The organism is Psychroserpens sp. NJDZ02 (genome assembly GCF_004843725.1).
In the GTDB taxonomy this organism is placed as follows: Bacteria; Bacteroidota; Bacteroidia; order Flavobacteriales; family Flavobacteriaceae; genus Olleya.
In genome coordinates, this window is sequence record NZ_CP039451.1 from 907,458 (window position 1) to 924,000 (window position 16,543).

Consider the following 16,543-nt stretch of genomic DNA (forward strand, 5'->3'; position numbering starts at 1 on the left):
TTTTATAGACTATAATGAATGCATTATCTTTGTAAAAAAATTGATTTTGGCAAAAGTAAATCCATACAAAAATAGCGACTTAGGTAAGAAAGAACAAGTCACCAAAATGTTTGATACCATCTCTGGAGAATATGACGGTCTAAACCGAGTAATTTCTTTCGGGATTGATATCAAATGGCGTAAAAAAGTCGTCGCCTTAGTAAAGGCAACTAACCCTAAAAACATTTTAGACATCGCTACAGGTACTGGCGACTTAGCTATTAACCTAGCCGAAACCAGTGCTGAAAAGATAATAGGATTAGATATTAGTAGCGGAATGCTAGACGTTGGTAAACAGAAAATAAAAACCAAAAAATTAGATCAAAAAATTGATATGGTCATTGGTGATTCTGAAAACATGCCCTTTGATGATAATACGTTTGATGCGATTACTGTAGCCTTTGGCGTTCGAAATTTTGAAACTTTAGAAAAAGGATTAAAAGATATTTTACGAGTTTTAAAACCAGGCGGTATTTTTGTGATTCTAGAAACGTCTGTTCCAACCAAATTCCCTTTTAAACAAGGTTATAAGTTCCATTCTAAGGTTATTTTACCTACAGTTGGAAAATTGTTTTCAAAAGACAAAACAGCCTACAAATACTTAAGCGAAAGTGCTAACGCATTTCCTTACGGAGAAGCGTTGAACAATATTTTACGTAATATTGGGTTTATTAATGTTACAGATATGCCTCAAACATTTGGTGTAGCTACAATTTACAAAGCATCAAAACAATAATGAATACAAAACATATTTACGTTTTACTGTTTACACTATTTGCTGTAACAGCCTCCAAAGCACAACTTTTTTCTAGAGAAAAGATTAAAAACCTAGAAACTGTAGATAAAGCGACCATTAGTTGGGGGTATTACTTAGGGTTTAACAACTTAGATTTTAAGTTTGACTACAACAGTAATATTGGTGACATCCAGACCGAAAGCACAACAGGTTTTAATGTTGGTCTTTTAGGGAATTTTCGTATTAATGATTATTTAGATTTACGTCTTGAGCCAGGCTTGGTGATTTCTCAACGAAACTTACTGTACCAAGAGAACTATTTTGCCGATTTTGAAGACGACATTTCAGACTCAGATCTGCTACGTGAAATAAAATCTACATATGTTTATTTCCCTCTATTATTAAAAATTTCAACCAAACGTGTTAATAATTTTAAACCATTTGTTTTAGCCGGAGTATCCACTGCTATAAACCTATCCAGTAACGAGAAAAACCCTGACGACAACTCCTCTGGAGATTTTAGAATGGTCAAAAACATGCAGTTTTTCGAACTTGGTTTTGGGATAGATTTCTATTTAGACCGTTTTAAGTTTACACCATCTATTAGAGGTGTATTTGCCATGAAAGACGAACTTATTAGAGATGAAGACCCTAATAGTCCTTGGACGAGTAACATCAATCAAATGCAAACACGTGGGGTTTTTATTAACTTTACTGTACAGTAACGTCTACTACAAAAATTCAAGTACTCTGCTAAAAACATGCGTTGCTGACAAATAGTAACAATATGCTATTGGAATATTCTAGAGTATAAGTATTACACTAAATTTAACACCCTTTTTATCTTCATTTTTAGGGTATTATAAAATCAACTTACTTAAAAAAACATACTATTTATTAAAACTGCCGCAAAAAAGAAAACAACTCCCAAAAGTATAAACATTGTGTTTTCAGTGAAATAAAACAACAAAAAAAGTATAGACCCAAACACAAAAGACAATAAAGCCACTAATCTGCTTGTTTTTACAATTCCAGATTCATCTTTTAATGCTTTCATCAAAAATATAAGACTATCCTCTTCTAAATTCACTTAACAAAATTGCTCCAGCAGTAGCCACGTTTAAACTTTCGGTTGCTTGAAGTGCTCCAAATCTTGGAATACTTATTTTATCTGTCACACAGCCTTCAATAGTTTTTGAGATACCATTAGCTTCGTTTCCTAAAACTAAAACGCCTTCATTAGGCATCGTTGTTTGGTACACATTTTCCCCTTCCATAAAAGCACCAAAAACAGGTAATTTGATATCTTTTAAATACTGCTCTAAATCGGTATAGTATACCTTAACTCTAGTTAATGACCCCATAGTAGCCTGTACGACTTTTGGATTATAACAATCCACGGTTTCTAAACTACAAACCAATTGTTTAACACCAAACCAATCGCACAATCTAATAATAGTCCCTAAATTTCCTGGATCGCGGACACTATCTAATGCTAAAATCAAGCCGTCAGTACTTAACGCAACAGTTTCGGGGATTTTAAAAATAGCTAATGCCGTATTTGCGTTAGTTAAACAACTGATTTTCTGCAACTCTTTCTCAGAGATAATGGTTTCATTTACAACGTTAAATGTTTCCGTTGTAAATAAGTCTATTAACTGAAAAGTAGAGTTTAAAAACTCTTTAATTACTTTTCCGCCTTCAGCAATAAACAAACCGTCCTGTTGTCTATATTTTTTTTGCTTTAAACGCGTTATATTTTTAATTTGAATTTTAGAAATCACTAGTAAATTATTATTTTTTATAAAGAAAACAAAAAAAATGCAGTTACCATTTGTCTGTTTCTATTTATTTAAAATTTGTTTGTACGATAAATATTGTATTTTTGAATATCATGCTTTTTTAGGCATCATATTTGCAATAACCGTTGGTATTATTAAACAATTCATTTGAAAAATCTCCAGTTTAAAATAGTCGTCTTATTAGTTTTAACACTACTAATTAATGGCTGTGACACCGTAAAACGTGTTGCAGATAATCAGCAACTTTTAACAAAGAACACATTAACCATAAATAACCAGAAAGTAACCAATGATACGATATCAAATCTATTGTATCAAAAACCGAATACAACAATACCACTCCCTTTTACTAGTATCCCCTTAAGGCTTTACTTTTACAATACCGCACGACCAAATATAGACTCTATTTTAAACGCAAAATATTACAGTCAGCCAGAAAAAATGAAGCAAAAATCACGCTTCTTATCAAGGAAACAATTGATCAAACGATTGGAGTCTAAAGCCAGTTTTAATAATTGGATAAAACGTACCGGAGAAGCTCCCGTAATTGTAGATACCGTTCTTGCCAATAAATCTATTACGCGTATACAAAATTACTACAAAGCCAATGGTTGGTTTAATGCCAAAGCAGAATACAAAATCAATAAAGAAGATTATAAAAAAGCATCTATTGACTACAATATAACGACAGGTCATGCCTATAAACTAGACACAGTTAATTCCAAAATTGGTTCGCCAGAAGTCGAAAAAATCTACAATCAATACAAAGACCAAAGTTTATTAAAATCAGGAGAACAATACCGCATCTCTAAAGTATATAGCGAAGAGGATCGTATTGTAGATCTTATGCGTGACAATGGGGTGTATCACTTTAGTCAAGACTATGTAAGTTTTGAGGGAGATAGTATTTTGGGTAATCACAAAATAAATATTGAAACCATAATCGAAGATAGGTTAATTAGAGAGGAAGACGTTTCAAGGCGTGAAAAATTTAAAGTTTATAATGTAAAAGACGTTAATATCTATACTAACAATTCTTTTAAAGACAGAAACCTTTCTATTACAGACACCACTACCTATGATGGTTACACTATTTATAGTGTAGGTAAACTTAAATACAAACCTAGAGCTTTAACTAATGCTGTTTTTATTACACCAAACACCATCTTCAAAGACAACAACAGACCTTTAACGTCAAGAAAAATCAGTGATTTACGTACTTTTAAATACCCAAACATAGATTACCTAGAAAATCCTGACACGACACTTACAGCAAACATCTACTTAACACCCTTAAATAAGTTTGAGCTAGAATTTAGTACAGAAGCATTACAAAGTAACATACAGACTATAGGCTTTTCTATAAGCCCAAGCTTACTAATTAGAAATGTATTTAACGCAGCCGAGACTTTAGAAATTTCTGGCTTTACCTCTATTGGTGCTTCCAAAGATAGCAACAATACTAATGACGAATTTTTTGATATTAATGAATTGGGGATAAATTTTAAACTAACTATTCCTAGACTATTCTCACCCTTTAATACAGAGAAAATCATACCAAAATACATGTTCCCTAACACCAGTTTAACAGCTGCAACTTCTAGTCAAACAAATATTGGTTTAGACAAGCAAACCTTTACAGGATCGTTTAACTATAAATGGTACCCTGACACTATGGTTACTAATAAGCTAGACTTATTCAACATTCAGTTTGTCAAAAACTTGAATACAGCAAATTACTTTAACGTTTACACCAATTCATACGATTCTCTAAATGACATAGCGCAAACTAGCGGCTATATTAATCCGTCAGAAGACTTAAGAATTCCAAACGGTGCTGATGCCTTTTTAAATCTAGTGGATAACGGAACATATGACAGTGTATTATCCACAGACGACTTAGAATCAGCTAATGCTATTAACGAAAGAAAACAAAGACTAACAGAAGACAATCTTATTTTTTCCACTAACTTTAGCTATACTAAAGATCGCAGAGATAATTTAGCTGACGAAGACTTTTCTATATTTAGTGCACGTTTAGAAGTCGCTGGCAACCTGTTTTCTGCAACCTCCAAAATACTAGGTTTAGAAAAAAACGAAGATGGTAAATACGAAATGTTTAACGTCGCGTTTTCGCAATACGTAAAAACAGAACTGAATTACATCAAGCATTGGAGTTTAGGTTACAAAAATGTTTTAGCAATACGCACCTTTTTTGGTATAGCAATACCATATGGCAACTCAACAAACATTCCTTTTACAAAAAGTTTTTTTGCAGGGGGAGCTAATGATAATCGCGCGTGGTCAGCATATAGTCTTGGCCCAGGAAGTTTAAATTCTAGCGACGAATTTAATGAAGCTAACCTTAAAGTAGCTTTAAGTGCTGAGCATCGTTTTAATCTGTTTGGACCTTTAAATGGCGCCTTCTTTGTAGACGCAGGAAATATCTGGAATGTTTTTGATGATATCACTCAAGAAGAAGCGACTTTCTCTGGTTTAGATTCTTTAAAAGACATTGCTGTAGGTTCAGGTTTTGGGTTACGTTATGACTTTAACTTTTTTGTCTTACGTGGAGATATTGGGTTTAAAACCTATGATCCGCAATACACATTAGGTAATCGTTGGTTTAATGATTACAACTTTTCAAACGCCGTTTATAACATCGGTATCAACTATCCTTTCTAATAAAAACAAGCATTTTAGCTAAAACGTTTGCGTTGTTTTATCTGTAAAACTTCACAAAATTTAGCATTTTTTAGTACTTTTGAACTTATACAAAATCATCTAAAAAAAATAAAATGGCTCATAATATCAAACCAGGAGTTGCTACAGGAAAAGAAGTTCAAGCAATTTTTAAATTAGCAAAAGAAAAAGGTTTTGCATTACCAGCAGTTAACGTTATTGGATCTAACACAATTAATGGTGTTTTAGAAACAGCAGCAGCTTTAAATGCTCCAGTAATCATTCAGTTTTCAAATGGAGGCGCACAGTTTAACGCTGGAAAAGGTTTAAGTAACGACGGACAAAAAGCAGCAATTGCAGGAAGTATTGCAGGAGCTAAACATATCCATTTAATGTCCGAAGCTTACGGTGTACCAGTAATTTTGCACACGGACCATTGCGCTAAAAAATTATTACCATGGATTGACGGTTTGCTAGATGCTAGTGAGCAACATTTTAAAGACACAGGAAAACCATTATACAGCTCACATATGATTGATTTAAGTGAAGAGCCACTTGAAGAAAACATAGAAATTTGTAAAACATACCTTACTAGAATGAGTAAAATGGGTATGACCTTAGAAATCGAATTAGGTATTACAGGAGGAGAAGAAGATGGTGTAGATAATAGTGATGTTGACGAATCTAAACTTTATACACAACCTGAAGAAGTTTCTTATGCGTATGAGGAGTTAATTAAAATTAGTGATCAATTTACTATTGCAGCTGCCTTCGGAAACGTCCATGGTGTATACAAGCCAGGAAATGTAAAGTTAACGCCGAAAATTTTGAAAAATTCTCAAGAGTTTTTATCAAAAAAGCACAACTTACCACACAATCATATTGATTTTGTATTCCATGGTGGATCAGGTTCTACGGAAGCAGAAATCCAAGAAGCTATCGGTTACGGCGTCATAAAAATGAATATTGATACAGACATGCAATATGCATTTATGGAAGGTGTAAGAGATTACATGGCTGAAAAGACAGACTATTTACAATCACAAATTGGTAGTCCAGACGGGCCAGAATCTCCAAACAAAAAATATTACGACCCAAGAAAATGGTTACGAGAAGGAGAAGTTACCTTTGTAGAGCGTCTTAAAAAAGCATTCGAAGACCTTAACAACGTTAATACATTATAAAATAATTTTGGCGTTACCCAAGGGTCGGGCTCTCACAAGTAGCAATCACAGATGTGCTCCAACAATTGCTCCATCCCTAACGCAAACCAAGGTTATTTCTTAAAATAAAAATTCCGTTTAAACTGACTAGCATCAGGACTTAAACGGAATTTTTTCTTATTTAAACGACATCAACAAACAGATAGCGACCACTATTTTTGAGTTTGATTAATAAAAACTGTAATTTTACGCGCTTGTTTAAAGCAAACTAATAACTAACAAAAACATAGATTTTTAGAATATATCTAAAATCTTAATCCCAAAATAGTAAATCAATATGGCTTGGTTTAAAAGAAAAGAAAAAGGTATTACTACCGAAACTGCAGAGAAAAAAGACATCCCGAAAGGTTTGTGGTACAAATCTCCAACCGGAAAGATAGTAGACTCTAAAGAACTTGAAAAAAACTTTTACGTAAGTCCTGAAGATGGTTACCACGTAAGAATTGGAAGTAAAGAATACTTTGGAATATTATTTGACGACAATAAATTTAAAGAGTTAGATGAAAATTTAACCTCTAAAGATCCTTTAAAATTTGAGGATACTAAAAAATACCCAGACCGCTTAAAAGCAGCTGAAGAAAAAACAAACCTTAAAGATGCTGTACGTTGTGCCGTTGGAAAATCAAAAGGTAAAGACTTAGTCATTGCTTGTATGGACTTTGCCTTTATTGGTGGTTCTATGGGTAGTGTTGTGGGAGAAAAAATTGCGCGTGCTGCAGAATATTCATTAAAAAAGAAATTACCTTTAATGATTATATCTAAATCAGGAGGTGCTCGTATGATGGAAGCGGCATTATCTTTAATGCAATTAGCAAAAACCTCAGCAAGATTAGGACAACTAGCAGACGCTGGTATTCCTTACATCTCTTTATGTACAGATCCAACAACAGGAGGTACAACAGCTTCTTTTGCAATGCTTGGAGATATAACCATTGCAGAACCTGGTGCATTAATAGGATTTGCAGGACCACGTGTAGTACGTGATACTACAGGACAAGAATTACCAGAAGGTTTTCAAACCTCAGAATTTTTGTTAGAACATGGTTTCTTAGATTTTATTACTCACCGTAAAGAACTAAAAAACAAAGTCAACTTATATATAGACCTGATAACTAATCAGCCTCTAAGAGCATAAGCGCTTTAAAATAATTGAATATCAAACCTCACGAATTTTAAAACTCGTGAGGTTTTTTTATGGCATCAATTAGCATCCTTGATTTCTTCTTCTAAATGATCCAAATATAGGATACCATATAAATGATCTATTTCATGTTGAAAAATCACAGCTGTAAAATCCGTAATAACTTCGGTTACATGTTGTCCTTCCATAGTATCATACGTGATAGTAATCTCTTTAGATCTTGTATTAACAATATCTGTTCGATCCGGTATTGACAAACAGCCTTCCCTTCTGGTTTGCTTTGTTTGAGAATAGTTAACAATTTTAGGATTTAAATAGACTTCAAAAGGTACTTGATCTTTATCAAAACGCTGTAGCCAAATAATATTTTTCAGTATACCAACTTGCGGAGCAGCAATACCAACCCCCATAGATAGACTGTCTCTAACCGTAGCAAAAAGGCGTTCCGTAAAATGTTTCAAAACTTTATTATTAGGATCAGGCTTTATGTAAGCACTCTGCGTTCTTAATAGAATAGAATCTTTCGTATTATTTATTTTAAATACACGCATAGGTTTTGATCCGCTACTACTCATAATCTTACTAATCTGTTGATCAGAAAAACTTTTAGATATAACCTTTTTACGACTCCCACAGCTGGCAAAAAGCAGTATAAATACCATTAGATGAATACATTTTTTCATTTTAAAAAAGAGATTTTATAATTTAAAGTAATTTACATCTTTTATATACTATTCCTATTGTTTACTATTCAATAAAAATAACTATATTTGCACCTCGAAAGATAAGCTTTCGGTTACATAACAATCATTTACAACAATATTAGAATGTATTTAACAAAAGAAGCAAAAGCTGAACTTTTTGCAAAACACGGTAAAGACGCTAAGAATACTGGATCTGCAGAAGGTCAAATAGCATTATTCACAGCAAGAATAGCACACTTAACAGAGCACTTAAAGAAAAATCGTAAAGATTATAACACTGAGCGTTCTTTAGTAATGTTAGTAGGAAAAAGAAGAAGCTTACTAGATTACTTAATAAAGAAAGATGTCTTAAGATATCGTGCAATAGTAAAAGAATTAGGATTAAGAAAATAATCTCAATACAAAGACCACGCCTAACAGCGTGGTTTTTTGGTATAAACTAACTCGTTTTGGAAGAGTCTAAACTCCAATATTGATTAAGCAGATCCTGAAATATATTCAGGGTAAACAGTTTTTCATTGGTCATCACAACTACTACTACCACACAACACAACACAACGACCATTGTTTAATTAGAATTGAAAAATTTATGATTCCAAAAGTTTTTAAAGAGGTCATAGACCTAGGAGACGGTAGAGAAATTACTATCGAAACCGGAAAATTAGCAAAACAGGCGCATGGTTCTGTTGTTGTTACATCAGGAAAATGTATGATGTTATGTACCGTAGTTTCTAACTACGAGCAAAAAGATCTTAATTTTTTACCTTTAACGGTAGATTATAGAGAGAAATTTGCAGCTGCAGGACGTTATCCAGGTGGTTTCTTCAAAAGAGAAGCAAGACCAAGTGATGGTGAAGTATTAACGATGCGTTTAGTGGATCGTGTTTTACGTCCATTATTCCCAAAAGATTATCACTCTGAAACACAAGTGATGATACAGTTAATGTCTCATGACGAAAATGTTATGCCAGACGCTATGGCAGGATTAGCAGCATCAGCAGCAATTCAATTATCAGATTTCCCTTTTGAATGTGCTATCTCTGAAGCTAGAGTTGGACGTGTAAACGGAGAATTTGTAATCAACCCAACTAGAGCTCAATTAGCAGAGTCTGACATCGATATGATGATTGGAGCTTCAGCTGATTCGGTAATGATGGTTGAAGGTGAAATGGATGAAATTTCTGAAGACGAAATGGCTGACGCTATTAAGTTTGCTCACGAAGCGATTAAAGTACAATGTGCTGCTCAGTTAAGATTAGCTGAAGCCTTTGGAAAAAAAGCTGTTCGTGAATATGAAGCTGAAAGAACAGATGAAGATTTAGAGAAAAAAGTACATGATATGGCATACGATAAAGTATATGCTATAGCAAAAGCTGGATCTTCTAAACATGAAAGAACGGCGGCATTTCAACAAATAAAAGAAGATATTAAAGCTACTTTTTCTGAAGAAGAATTAGCAGATTATGGTGGTTTAGTTTCCGACTACTACCGTAAAGCTGAAAAAGCAGCAATTAGAAACTTAACTTTAGATGAAGGTTTACGTTTAGATGGTCGTAAGACTGACGAAATCAGACCAATCTGGTGTGAGGTAGATTACTTACCATCAACACACGGATCCTCTATTTTTACTCGTGGAGAAACTCAAGCACTAGCTACAGTTACTTTAGGAACCTCTAGAGATGCAAACAAAATAGACATGCCCTCTTACGAAGGTGAGGAAAATTTCTATTTACATTACAACTTCCCTCCTTTTTGTACAGGTGAAGCTAGACCAATTCGTGGAACCTCTCGTAGAGAAGTTGGACATGGTAATTTAGCACAACGTGGGTTAAAAGGAATGATTCCTGCAGACTGTCCTTACACAGTACGTGTAGTGTCGGAAGTATTAGAATCTAACGGATCGTCATCTATGGCAACTGTTTGTGCTGGTACTATGGCATTAATGGATGCAGGTGTACAAATGATAAGACCTGTTTCAGGTATTGCAATGGGATTAATTTCTGATGCAGAAACTGGAAAATACGCTGTATTATCTGATATTTTAGGTGATGAAGATCACTTAGGAGATATGGACTTTAAAGTAACAGGTACTTCAGAAGGTATTACTGCTTGCCAAATGGATATTAAAGTAAAAGGATTAAGCTACGAGATTTTAGTGAATGCATTAAAACAAGCTCGTAATGGTCGTTTACATATCTTAGGTAAACTAACAGATACAATTGATACACCTAATGCTGAAGTTAAAGAACACGCACCAACTATGGTTACAAGACGTGTCCCTAACGAATTTATTGGTGCTTTAATTGGACCTGGAGGAAAAGTAATCCAAGAGATGCAAAAAGAAACTGAGACGACTATCGTTATTAACGAAGATCCAGTAACTGAAGAAGGTATTGTAGAAATTTTAGGTATAGGTAGCGCAGGTATTGATGCTGTAATGGCAAAAATAGATGCTATCTTATTTAAGCCAAAAGTAGGTAACACTTACCAAGTAAAAGTAATCAAAATGTTAGATTTTGGTGCAGTTGTAGAATACATTGATGCTCCAGGAAACGAAGTATTACTTCACGTAAGTGAATTAGCTTGGGAACGTACAGAAAATGTATCTGACGTTGTTAACATGGGTGACATTTTTGATGTGAAGTATTTTGGATTAGACCCAAGAACGCGCAAAGAAAAAGTCTCTAGAAAAGCAATCTTACCAAAACCTGAAGGTTATGTAGCTCGACCACCAAGAGATGACAAACGTTCTGGTGGACGTGATAATCGTGGTTCTCGTGACAACAAAGGTCGTGATGATAGAAAACCAAGAGAAGAGAAAAAAGAAGATTAATTCTTTTTAAACTTTATATATTAAAAAGCCCAACAATACTGTTGGGCTTTTTTTTATGCATAATTTGTTCTCATGTACTTTAACACTTGAGGATCGCAACAAAACACATACTTCTATTTTTTTTTAAAACTATTAACCGATATCTTAACTTAGTTGTAATTGTAATATTACTCTAATCTATATGTGCAAAATTAATGGCTTATATTATAATTTTAACTTGAGTAAAAGACACCTAATTGCAACGGTTAACAATAACTTTTATAATTACAGAAGAAACCTAAAAAAAGCCCAGTCGTTTTAAATGATCTCATAAACTATTACCAAAGCTTACAAATATGACTTAATTATGCCTTGAAAAATAAAAAACATGAACATAAAAAAACGGACTAATTAAAACAGACTTGTGATTATACTTATTTATAATCGATGATCTGTGTTAATTAACCCGTCTTTAAATCTTAAAAATCAGATAATAATAAAAAACTACTCTGCCATATAATCTACAGAAAAGTGTCTTGAATCCACTTTATTACTTTCTAGTTTTTGCTTTAGATTTTTTGCTATCCTAATAAAGTATCTACCATCAGCTTTATCATAATCGTTATCTATAATTTTTTGACCATATGCCTCACACTTTTCTGGTTGATCTAAATAATAGTAAATATTAGCTAAATTATAATAACTAGCATACCTCACTTTTCTTAATTTCTTTTTCTTGCCTTGGTACTTTTCAACTACATTTTCAAAATAAGTAATAACAGGTTCTAATTCTTTTTCCAATTCATCAATTGGTTGATCATACTTCATGTTATCTATAATAACTTTTAATTTATCAAAATTAATATGATGATTTTCAAATTCAGGATGCTTTTTAGATCCTAAAATCCAGAAAAATTCATATTTATTAATTGTAGGAACAAACCCAAAAGTTGCATTTAAATAAGCTTTAGCATTATTAACAATAATACTCTTATGACTTGCATTTTGTTTATTTCTTAAATTGTCTTTATTATTATTATAATAGTCTCTTGCCTTATTATAAGTAGAATAGTCACTACTTTTATAAGCTTTTTTCTCGCTATAATTCTGAGTTTTAGAACCACCTGAAACAGAATTATTAATAATTAATGTACCTGTAGATGTATAGTTTGCAGTTGCAGCATAAGTATATGTCGTAGAAGTAACATTACCTTCTTTATCTTTTTTCTCATGCTTTTCTTTATTAATGTTTACGTCTTCTACTTGTGTACCATGATAATCAAAATCAACAGTTAAAACAGCTTCTTCTGACTGTCTTTTATAACCAGAGATTGTAAGTGCTGACGAATTTGAAGAATAGGTCCGATTTTCTTTTTCAAGAATAGGATGAGAAGGTAATTTAACATAAGATACTTGTACTTTTTCTCTATCCAAATTAGCACTCTGTGCTATACCTAAAATAGAGAATAACCATACTACAGGCAGCAAAAAATAATATTTCATAATATAAAAGATGGGGTTTATTTAATGTAAAATAAGTTTATTGCCGCAAAATATGAAAAATATATCCTTTTGCCAATAAAACTGATTACTTGATAAAAAAAAGAATATTAACTATTCTATAACACACTTAAATGCCCTTCAATATAAAGTATTACTTCACGTCCTTAATTAGCTTATACAAGATGTATCCTATATTATAAACTATCGAAACACCTTTGCTGTTTAGTCTTTTGGATTAGCCCCAGGAACTCTTAACAAAAAAACGTTTAGAAAGGTCATCTTACTAAAACCAAAAGATTAGGTAAAGTAACCCCAAGAGTCTAATAACATTCTGAAAAAAACAAAATCGTAGTTATCATAATAACATAGCTAAACGATAATATAAAACCATAGGAGAAAAAAAAGATTATTCTTTTAAACTTTATATATGACAATTAGCACCTTAAAACTTCTAATTTTATCATCTAAAATAATAACAATCTCAAATCCCCTATTTACAGCAATCAGGAGAGCGTAACCCGTTATTTCATGAAGGTTTAATTTAGTTAATTCCCACTTAATAGTAATAGCATTCGCTTTTGTACACAAAGAAATACTTAGAATAAAGAGTATTAATCACTGTTTAATAACATTAGTTACCGGGTTTGTCACCGACAGACTGTCGCCATTATACCCTTTCTAAAATTTCCTCATTTTCATATTGTTAACTAATACCATCATCCGTTTTCAATATCATAAGTATCATACCAAATACTTTAGAACTTCGAAATTCTTTAAATCAACTACTCCATTTGGCACATCCGCATAGTAATTGCGGCTATAGTACTAAACTAACAATTAATATTTTAATCAAAAAAATTATGAAAGTATTAGTAATAGGAGCAGGAAACATGGGTTTAACTTATTCTGAAGGAATGGCAACTTCTTCATTATTAGGTAAACAAAAATTAAGAATCTATGACACAGATCCAAACAAAATTGAAACGCTTAGACAAGAACCTAAATTTACAATATACACCTCCTTAGCAGACGCTTTACCTAAATCAGACATTGTCTTTTTAGCTGTAAAACCCTATCACTCCGAAGCTCTATTTAAAGAAATGTTACCATTAGTAAATAAAGACCAAATTTTTGTATCACTCATGGCTGGTGTAACCATAAAGACTATTCAAGAACATCTAAAGATTGATAAAGTTATTAGAACAATGCCTAATTTACCAGCAAAAGTGGGTAAAGGTGTCACCTCTTATACAGGTGCCGATGCGGTATCTAGAGTAGAACTTTTAATGGTGAGGCATTTATTGGATACAACAGGAACCTCAATACATGTAAGTTCAGAAAACTTTATAGATGCCTCAACAGGGATTTCAGGTAGCGGACCAGCTTACGTGTTCTACTTTATGCAATCGATGTTAGAAGCTGCATTAAAAATGGGCTTTTCTGACTACGACTCTAAAATACTAGTTAGTAATACTTTTGAGGGCGCAATCGAACTATTTAACCAATCCGACATATCACCAGAAAGCTGGATAAATAAAGTCGCTTCAAAAGGAGGTACAACACAAGCAGCAATAGACTCGATGGAAGACAATAACGTAAAACAACTTATCCAAGATGCTGCTTATGCTGCCTTTGATAAAGCTGTAGAATTAGGAAAAGAAAAATAAATTATGGAAGACGATATTAAACGTGTAGTTGTAAAAGTAGGAACCAATGTGTTAACAAACAAAGACAATAGAATACTAGGTCCTATTCTTAGAGAATTGGTACGGCAGATTTCGGAATTATACGAACGTGGCATCAAGGTTATTTTAGTCTCTTCTGGTTCTGCTATTGCAGGAAAAGAAATCTTAGGAGATACAAAAATAAAAGATTCGTCTATAAGACGCCAAGTGTACTCTGCTGTGGGACAACCTAGAATGATGCGTCACTATTATAGTCTTTTTCATGATTACGGCATGCGCTGTGCACAAGTTTTAGCAACAAAACGTGACTTTGATATAGGAAAACATCGCGAAAACATGATTAATTGTTATGAAGGTTTACTCTCTGAAGGTATCATTCCCATTGCGAATGAAGATGATGCGGTATCCTTAACAATGTCTATGTTTTCTGACAATGATGAACTAGCAAGTTTGATTGCCGAATTATTAGATGCCGATCGGCTAATTATATTATCAGATACAGACGGACTTTACACTGGAGACCCAGACGATGACGACTCCATTAAACTATCTGAGGTGAGAACCAACCAAAATGTCGAAAAATACGTTTGTGCCTCTAATAAAAAAGAAGGCGAAGGTCGCGGTGGCATGGCATCTAAACTAAAAATAGCAAAAGGAACGGCTAGCAAAAACATCCCAACATATATTGCCAATGGTAAACGCGAAAATGTTATTGTAGATATTATTAATAATAAAAAAGTAGGCACAAAATTTATTAGTGCTTAATCTAAAAATTAAAAAAATCGATGAAACTATTAAATACAGAATTGAAAAACAAGGTTCTAAAGTCAATGCTTCAGATTTTAAATACGAAGCGCACACATATTATTGAAGCTAATAAAAAAGATTTAGATGCTTTTAAAAAAGAAGACCAAGCACTTTATGAGCGCCTAGTTGTGGATAACAAAAAAGTGAACGAGATGATTGAAGCTGTTAATGCGGTAATGCTTCAAGATGACCCTGTTGGAAAAGAGCTTTCTAATCTAACATTAAAAAACAAACTAAATATAGTTAACACTACTGCTCCATTTGGTACTATTCTAATCATTTACGAATCTCGTCCAGATGTCACCATTGAAGCTGCTGTTTTAGCATTTAAAGCAAATAGCAAGATTTTATTGAAAGGTGGAAAAGAAGCATTGCACAGCAATCTTATCTTAGAAAAATGTTGGCATGAAGCTTTAGAAGAAAATGGATTATCTAAAGACTGGATTAAGCTACTGCATTTAAAACGTGAAGAAACCCAAGCCTTCCTTAAAAACCCAACCGAAACAATAGATTTAATCGTACCTCGTGGAGGTGAGCGATTAATCAACTTTGTTAAAACCCATGCGACCTGTGCAGTATTAGTCAGTGGACGAGGGAATAATTTCTTATATATATCAGAAAAAGCAGATTGGAGTAAAGCTGTCAATATTATAGTTAACGCCAAAACAGATAAAATTTCTGGTTGTAATGCATTAGACAAAGTATTGATTAACAAAAATCTTCCTGAATACGAAATAAAACTTAAAATGCTTCAAGAAAAACTAGAAAAACATAGCGTGGACATTGTGGTGGACGCTAAAGTATCTAACATTTTAAACACTAAAGAAACTATTTCTGATAACGATATATGGCATGAAGAATTTTTAGCATTAAAACTATTAATAGGAGAAGTCAACTCCTTAGACGAAGCGATTGAAGTAATTAATACATACTCCGGCAAACATTCCGCAGTAATAATTACGGAGCAAACTAATGAAGCGATGACCTTTATGCACAATGTAGATAGTGCTGCGGTTTATCATAATGCATCTACTAGATTTACCGATGGAGGCCAAATGGGCGTTGGTGCCGAATTAGCTATAAGCACAGACAAGCTTCACCACCGTGGCCCTTTAGGATTAAATCAATTAGTTACCAATAAATATTACGTCTATGGAGATGGACAGGTAAGAGTTTAAAGAATTAAACACTCAAACATAATCGCTCACACCTCTTAGCGTTTATAACTTCATTTTTTTTATTAATAACACGAAAAAAAGAAGATTAATTCTTTTTAAACTTTATAAATTTAAAAAGCCTAACAGTAGTGTTAGGCTTTTTTATGCCCCATTTTTTCAAATTTACTTTACACTTGACAGCCACAACCAAAAACCATAATCCTAAATCTTTCTTAAATACATAATAATGGA

At 33.1% G+C, this 16,543-nt stretch carries 13 protein-coding genes; 10 read left to right on the forward strand and 3 right to left on the reverse strand.

What is annotated here, in order from left to right; all coding sequences use genetic code 11:
* Nucleotides 1-46: 46 nt before the first annotated feature.
* Both ubiE and E9099_RS04060 read left to right on the forward strand, forming a co-directional pair.
* On the forward strand, nucleotides 47-775 hold the full coding sequence (ubiE, locus tag E9099_RS04055; RefSeq protein ID WP_136582436.1) for a bifunctional demethylmenaquinone methyltransferase/2-methoxy-6-polyprenyl-1,4-benzoquinol methylase UbiE: 729 nt from the start codon (nucleotides 47-49) through the stop codon (nucleotides 773-775).
* Nucleotides 775-1,500 carry a porin family protein gene (locus tag E9099_RS04060; RefSeq protein WP_136582437.1) on the forward strand — a complete coding sequence of 242 codons (726 nt, stop codon included), beginning with the start codon at nucleotides 775-777 and terminating at the stop codon, nucleotides 1,498-1,500. Before ubiE ends, E9099_RS04060 begins: the two co-directional genes overlap by 1 nt.
* Nucleotides 1,501-1,845: 345 nt before the next feature.
* Here E9099_RS04060 and E9099_RS04065 read toward each other — a convergent pair whose 3' ends face one another.
* Nucleotides 1,846-2,559 carry an RNA methyltransferase gene (locus tag E9099_RS04065; protein WP_136582438.1) on the reverse strand — a complete coding sequence of 238 codons (714 nt, stop codon included), beginning with the start codon at nucleotides 2,557-2,559 and terminating at the stop codon, nucleotides 1,846-1,848.
* Nucleotides 2,560-2,724: 165 nt separating this feature from the next.
* On the opposite strand from E9099_RS04065, the gene E9099_RS04070 reads away from it, so the two are divergent.
* From E9099_RS04070 to accD, 3 genes are all read left to right on the forward strand, one after another.
* Nucleotides 2,725-5,262: a BamA/TamA family outer membrane protein gene (locus tag E9099_RS04070; RefSeq protein WP_136582439.1), complete on the forward strand. Its 2,538-nt coding sequence runs from the start codon at nucleotides 2,725-2,727 to the stop codon at nucleotides 5,260-5,262.
* A gap of 113 nt (nucleotides 5,263-5,375) precedes the next feature.
* On the forward strand, nucleotides 5,376-6,443 hold the full coding sequence (fbaA, locus tag E9099_RS04075; protein ID WP_136582440.1) for a class II fructose-bisphosphate aldolase: 1,068 nt from the start codon (nucleotides 5,376-5,378) through the stop codon (nucleotides 6,441-6,443).
* Nucleotides 6,444-6,759: 316 nt separating this feature from the next.
* On the forward strand, nucleotides 6,760-7,617 hold the full coding sequence (accD, locus tag E9099_RS04080; RefSeq protein WP_101016852.1) for an acetyl-CoA carboxylase, carboxyltransferase subunit beta: 858 nt from the start codon (nucleotides 6,760-6,762) through the stop codon (nucleotides 7,615-7,617).
* A 65-nt stretch (nucleotides 7,618-7,682) separates the two neighbouring features.
* On the opposite strand, the gene def is transcribed toward accD, so the two are convergent.
* On the reverse strand, nucleotides 7,683-8,306 hold the full coding sequence (gene def, locus E9099_RS04085) for a peptide deformylase (RefSeq protein WP_136582441.1): 624 nt from the start codon (nucleotides 8,304-8,306) through the stop codon (nucleotides 7,683-7,685).
* Between the two features lie 144 nt (nucleotides 8,307-8,450).
* Between def and rpsO the strand changes: the two genes are divergently transcribed.
* Nucleotides 8,451-8,720 (forward strand): 30S ribosomal protein S15, encoded by a 270-nt coding sequence (rpsO, locus tag E9099_RS04090; RefSeq protein WP_101016848.1) that lies wholly within the window; start codon nucleotides 8,451-8,453, stop codon nucleotides 8,718-8,720.
* Nucleotides 8,721-8,916: 196 nt separating this feature from the next.
* Nucleotides 8,917-11,160 (forward strand): polyribonucleotide nucleotidyltransferase, encoded by a 2,244-nt coding sequence (locus E9099_RS04095; RefSeq protein WP_136585129.1) that lies wholly within the window; start codon nucleotides 8,917-8,919, stop codon nucleotides 11,158-11,160.
* A gap of 483 nt (nucleotides 11,161-11,643) precedes the next feature.
* Here the strand turns inward: E9099_RS04095 and E9099_RS04100 are convergent, their stop codons facing one another.
* Nucleotides 11,644-12,642: a hypothetical protein gene (locus E9099_RS04100; protein WP_136582442.1), complete on the reverse strand. Its 999-nt coding sequence runs from the start codon at nucleotides 12,640-12,642 to the stop codon at nucleotides 11,644-11,646.
* Nucleotides 12,643-13,502: 860 nt separating this feature from the next.
* Between E9099_RS04100 and proC the strand changes: the two genes are divergently transcribed.
* From proC to E9099_RS04115, 3 genes are read left to right on the forward strand one after another with little or no spacing between them, the layout of a single operon-like run.
* On the forward strand, nucleotides 13,503-14,309 hold the full coding sequence (gene proC, locus E9099_RS04105; RefSeq protein ID WP_136582443.1) for a pyrroline-5-carboxylate reductase: 807 nt from the start codon (nucleotides 13,503-13,505) through the stop codon (nucleotides 14,307-14,309).
* Between the two features lie 3 nt (nucleotides 14,310-14,312).
* Complete coding sequence (gene proB, locus E9099_RS04110; RefSeq protein WP_136582444.1) at nucleotides 14,313-15,092, forward strand: glutamate 5-kinase; 780 nt, start codon at nucleotides 14,313-14,315, stop codon at nucleotides 15,090-15,092.
* A 20-nt stretch (nucleotides 15,093-15,112) separates the two neighbouring features.
* A complete protein-coding gene (locus E9099_RS04115) occupies nucleotides 15,113-16,312 on the forward strand; it encodes a glutamate-5-semialdehyde dehydrogenase (protein ID WP_136582445.1) in 1,200 nt (399 codons plus the stop codon).
* Nucleotides 16,313-16,543 lie beyond the last annotated feature (231 nt).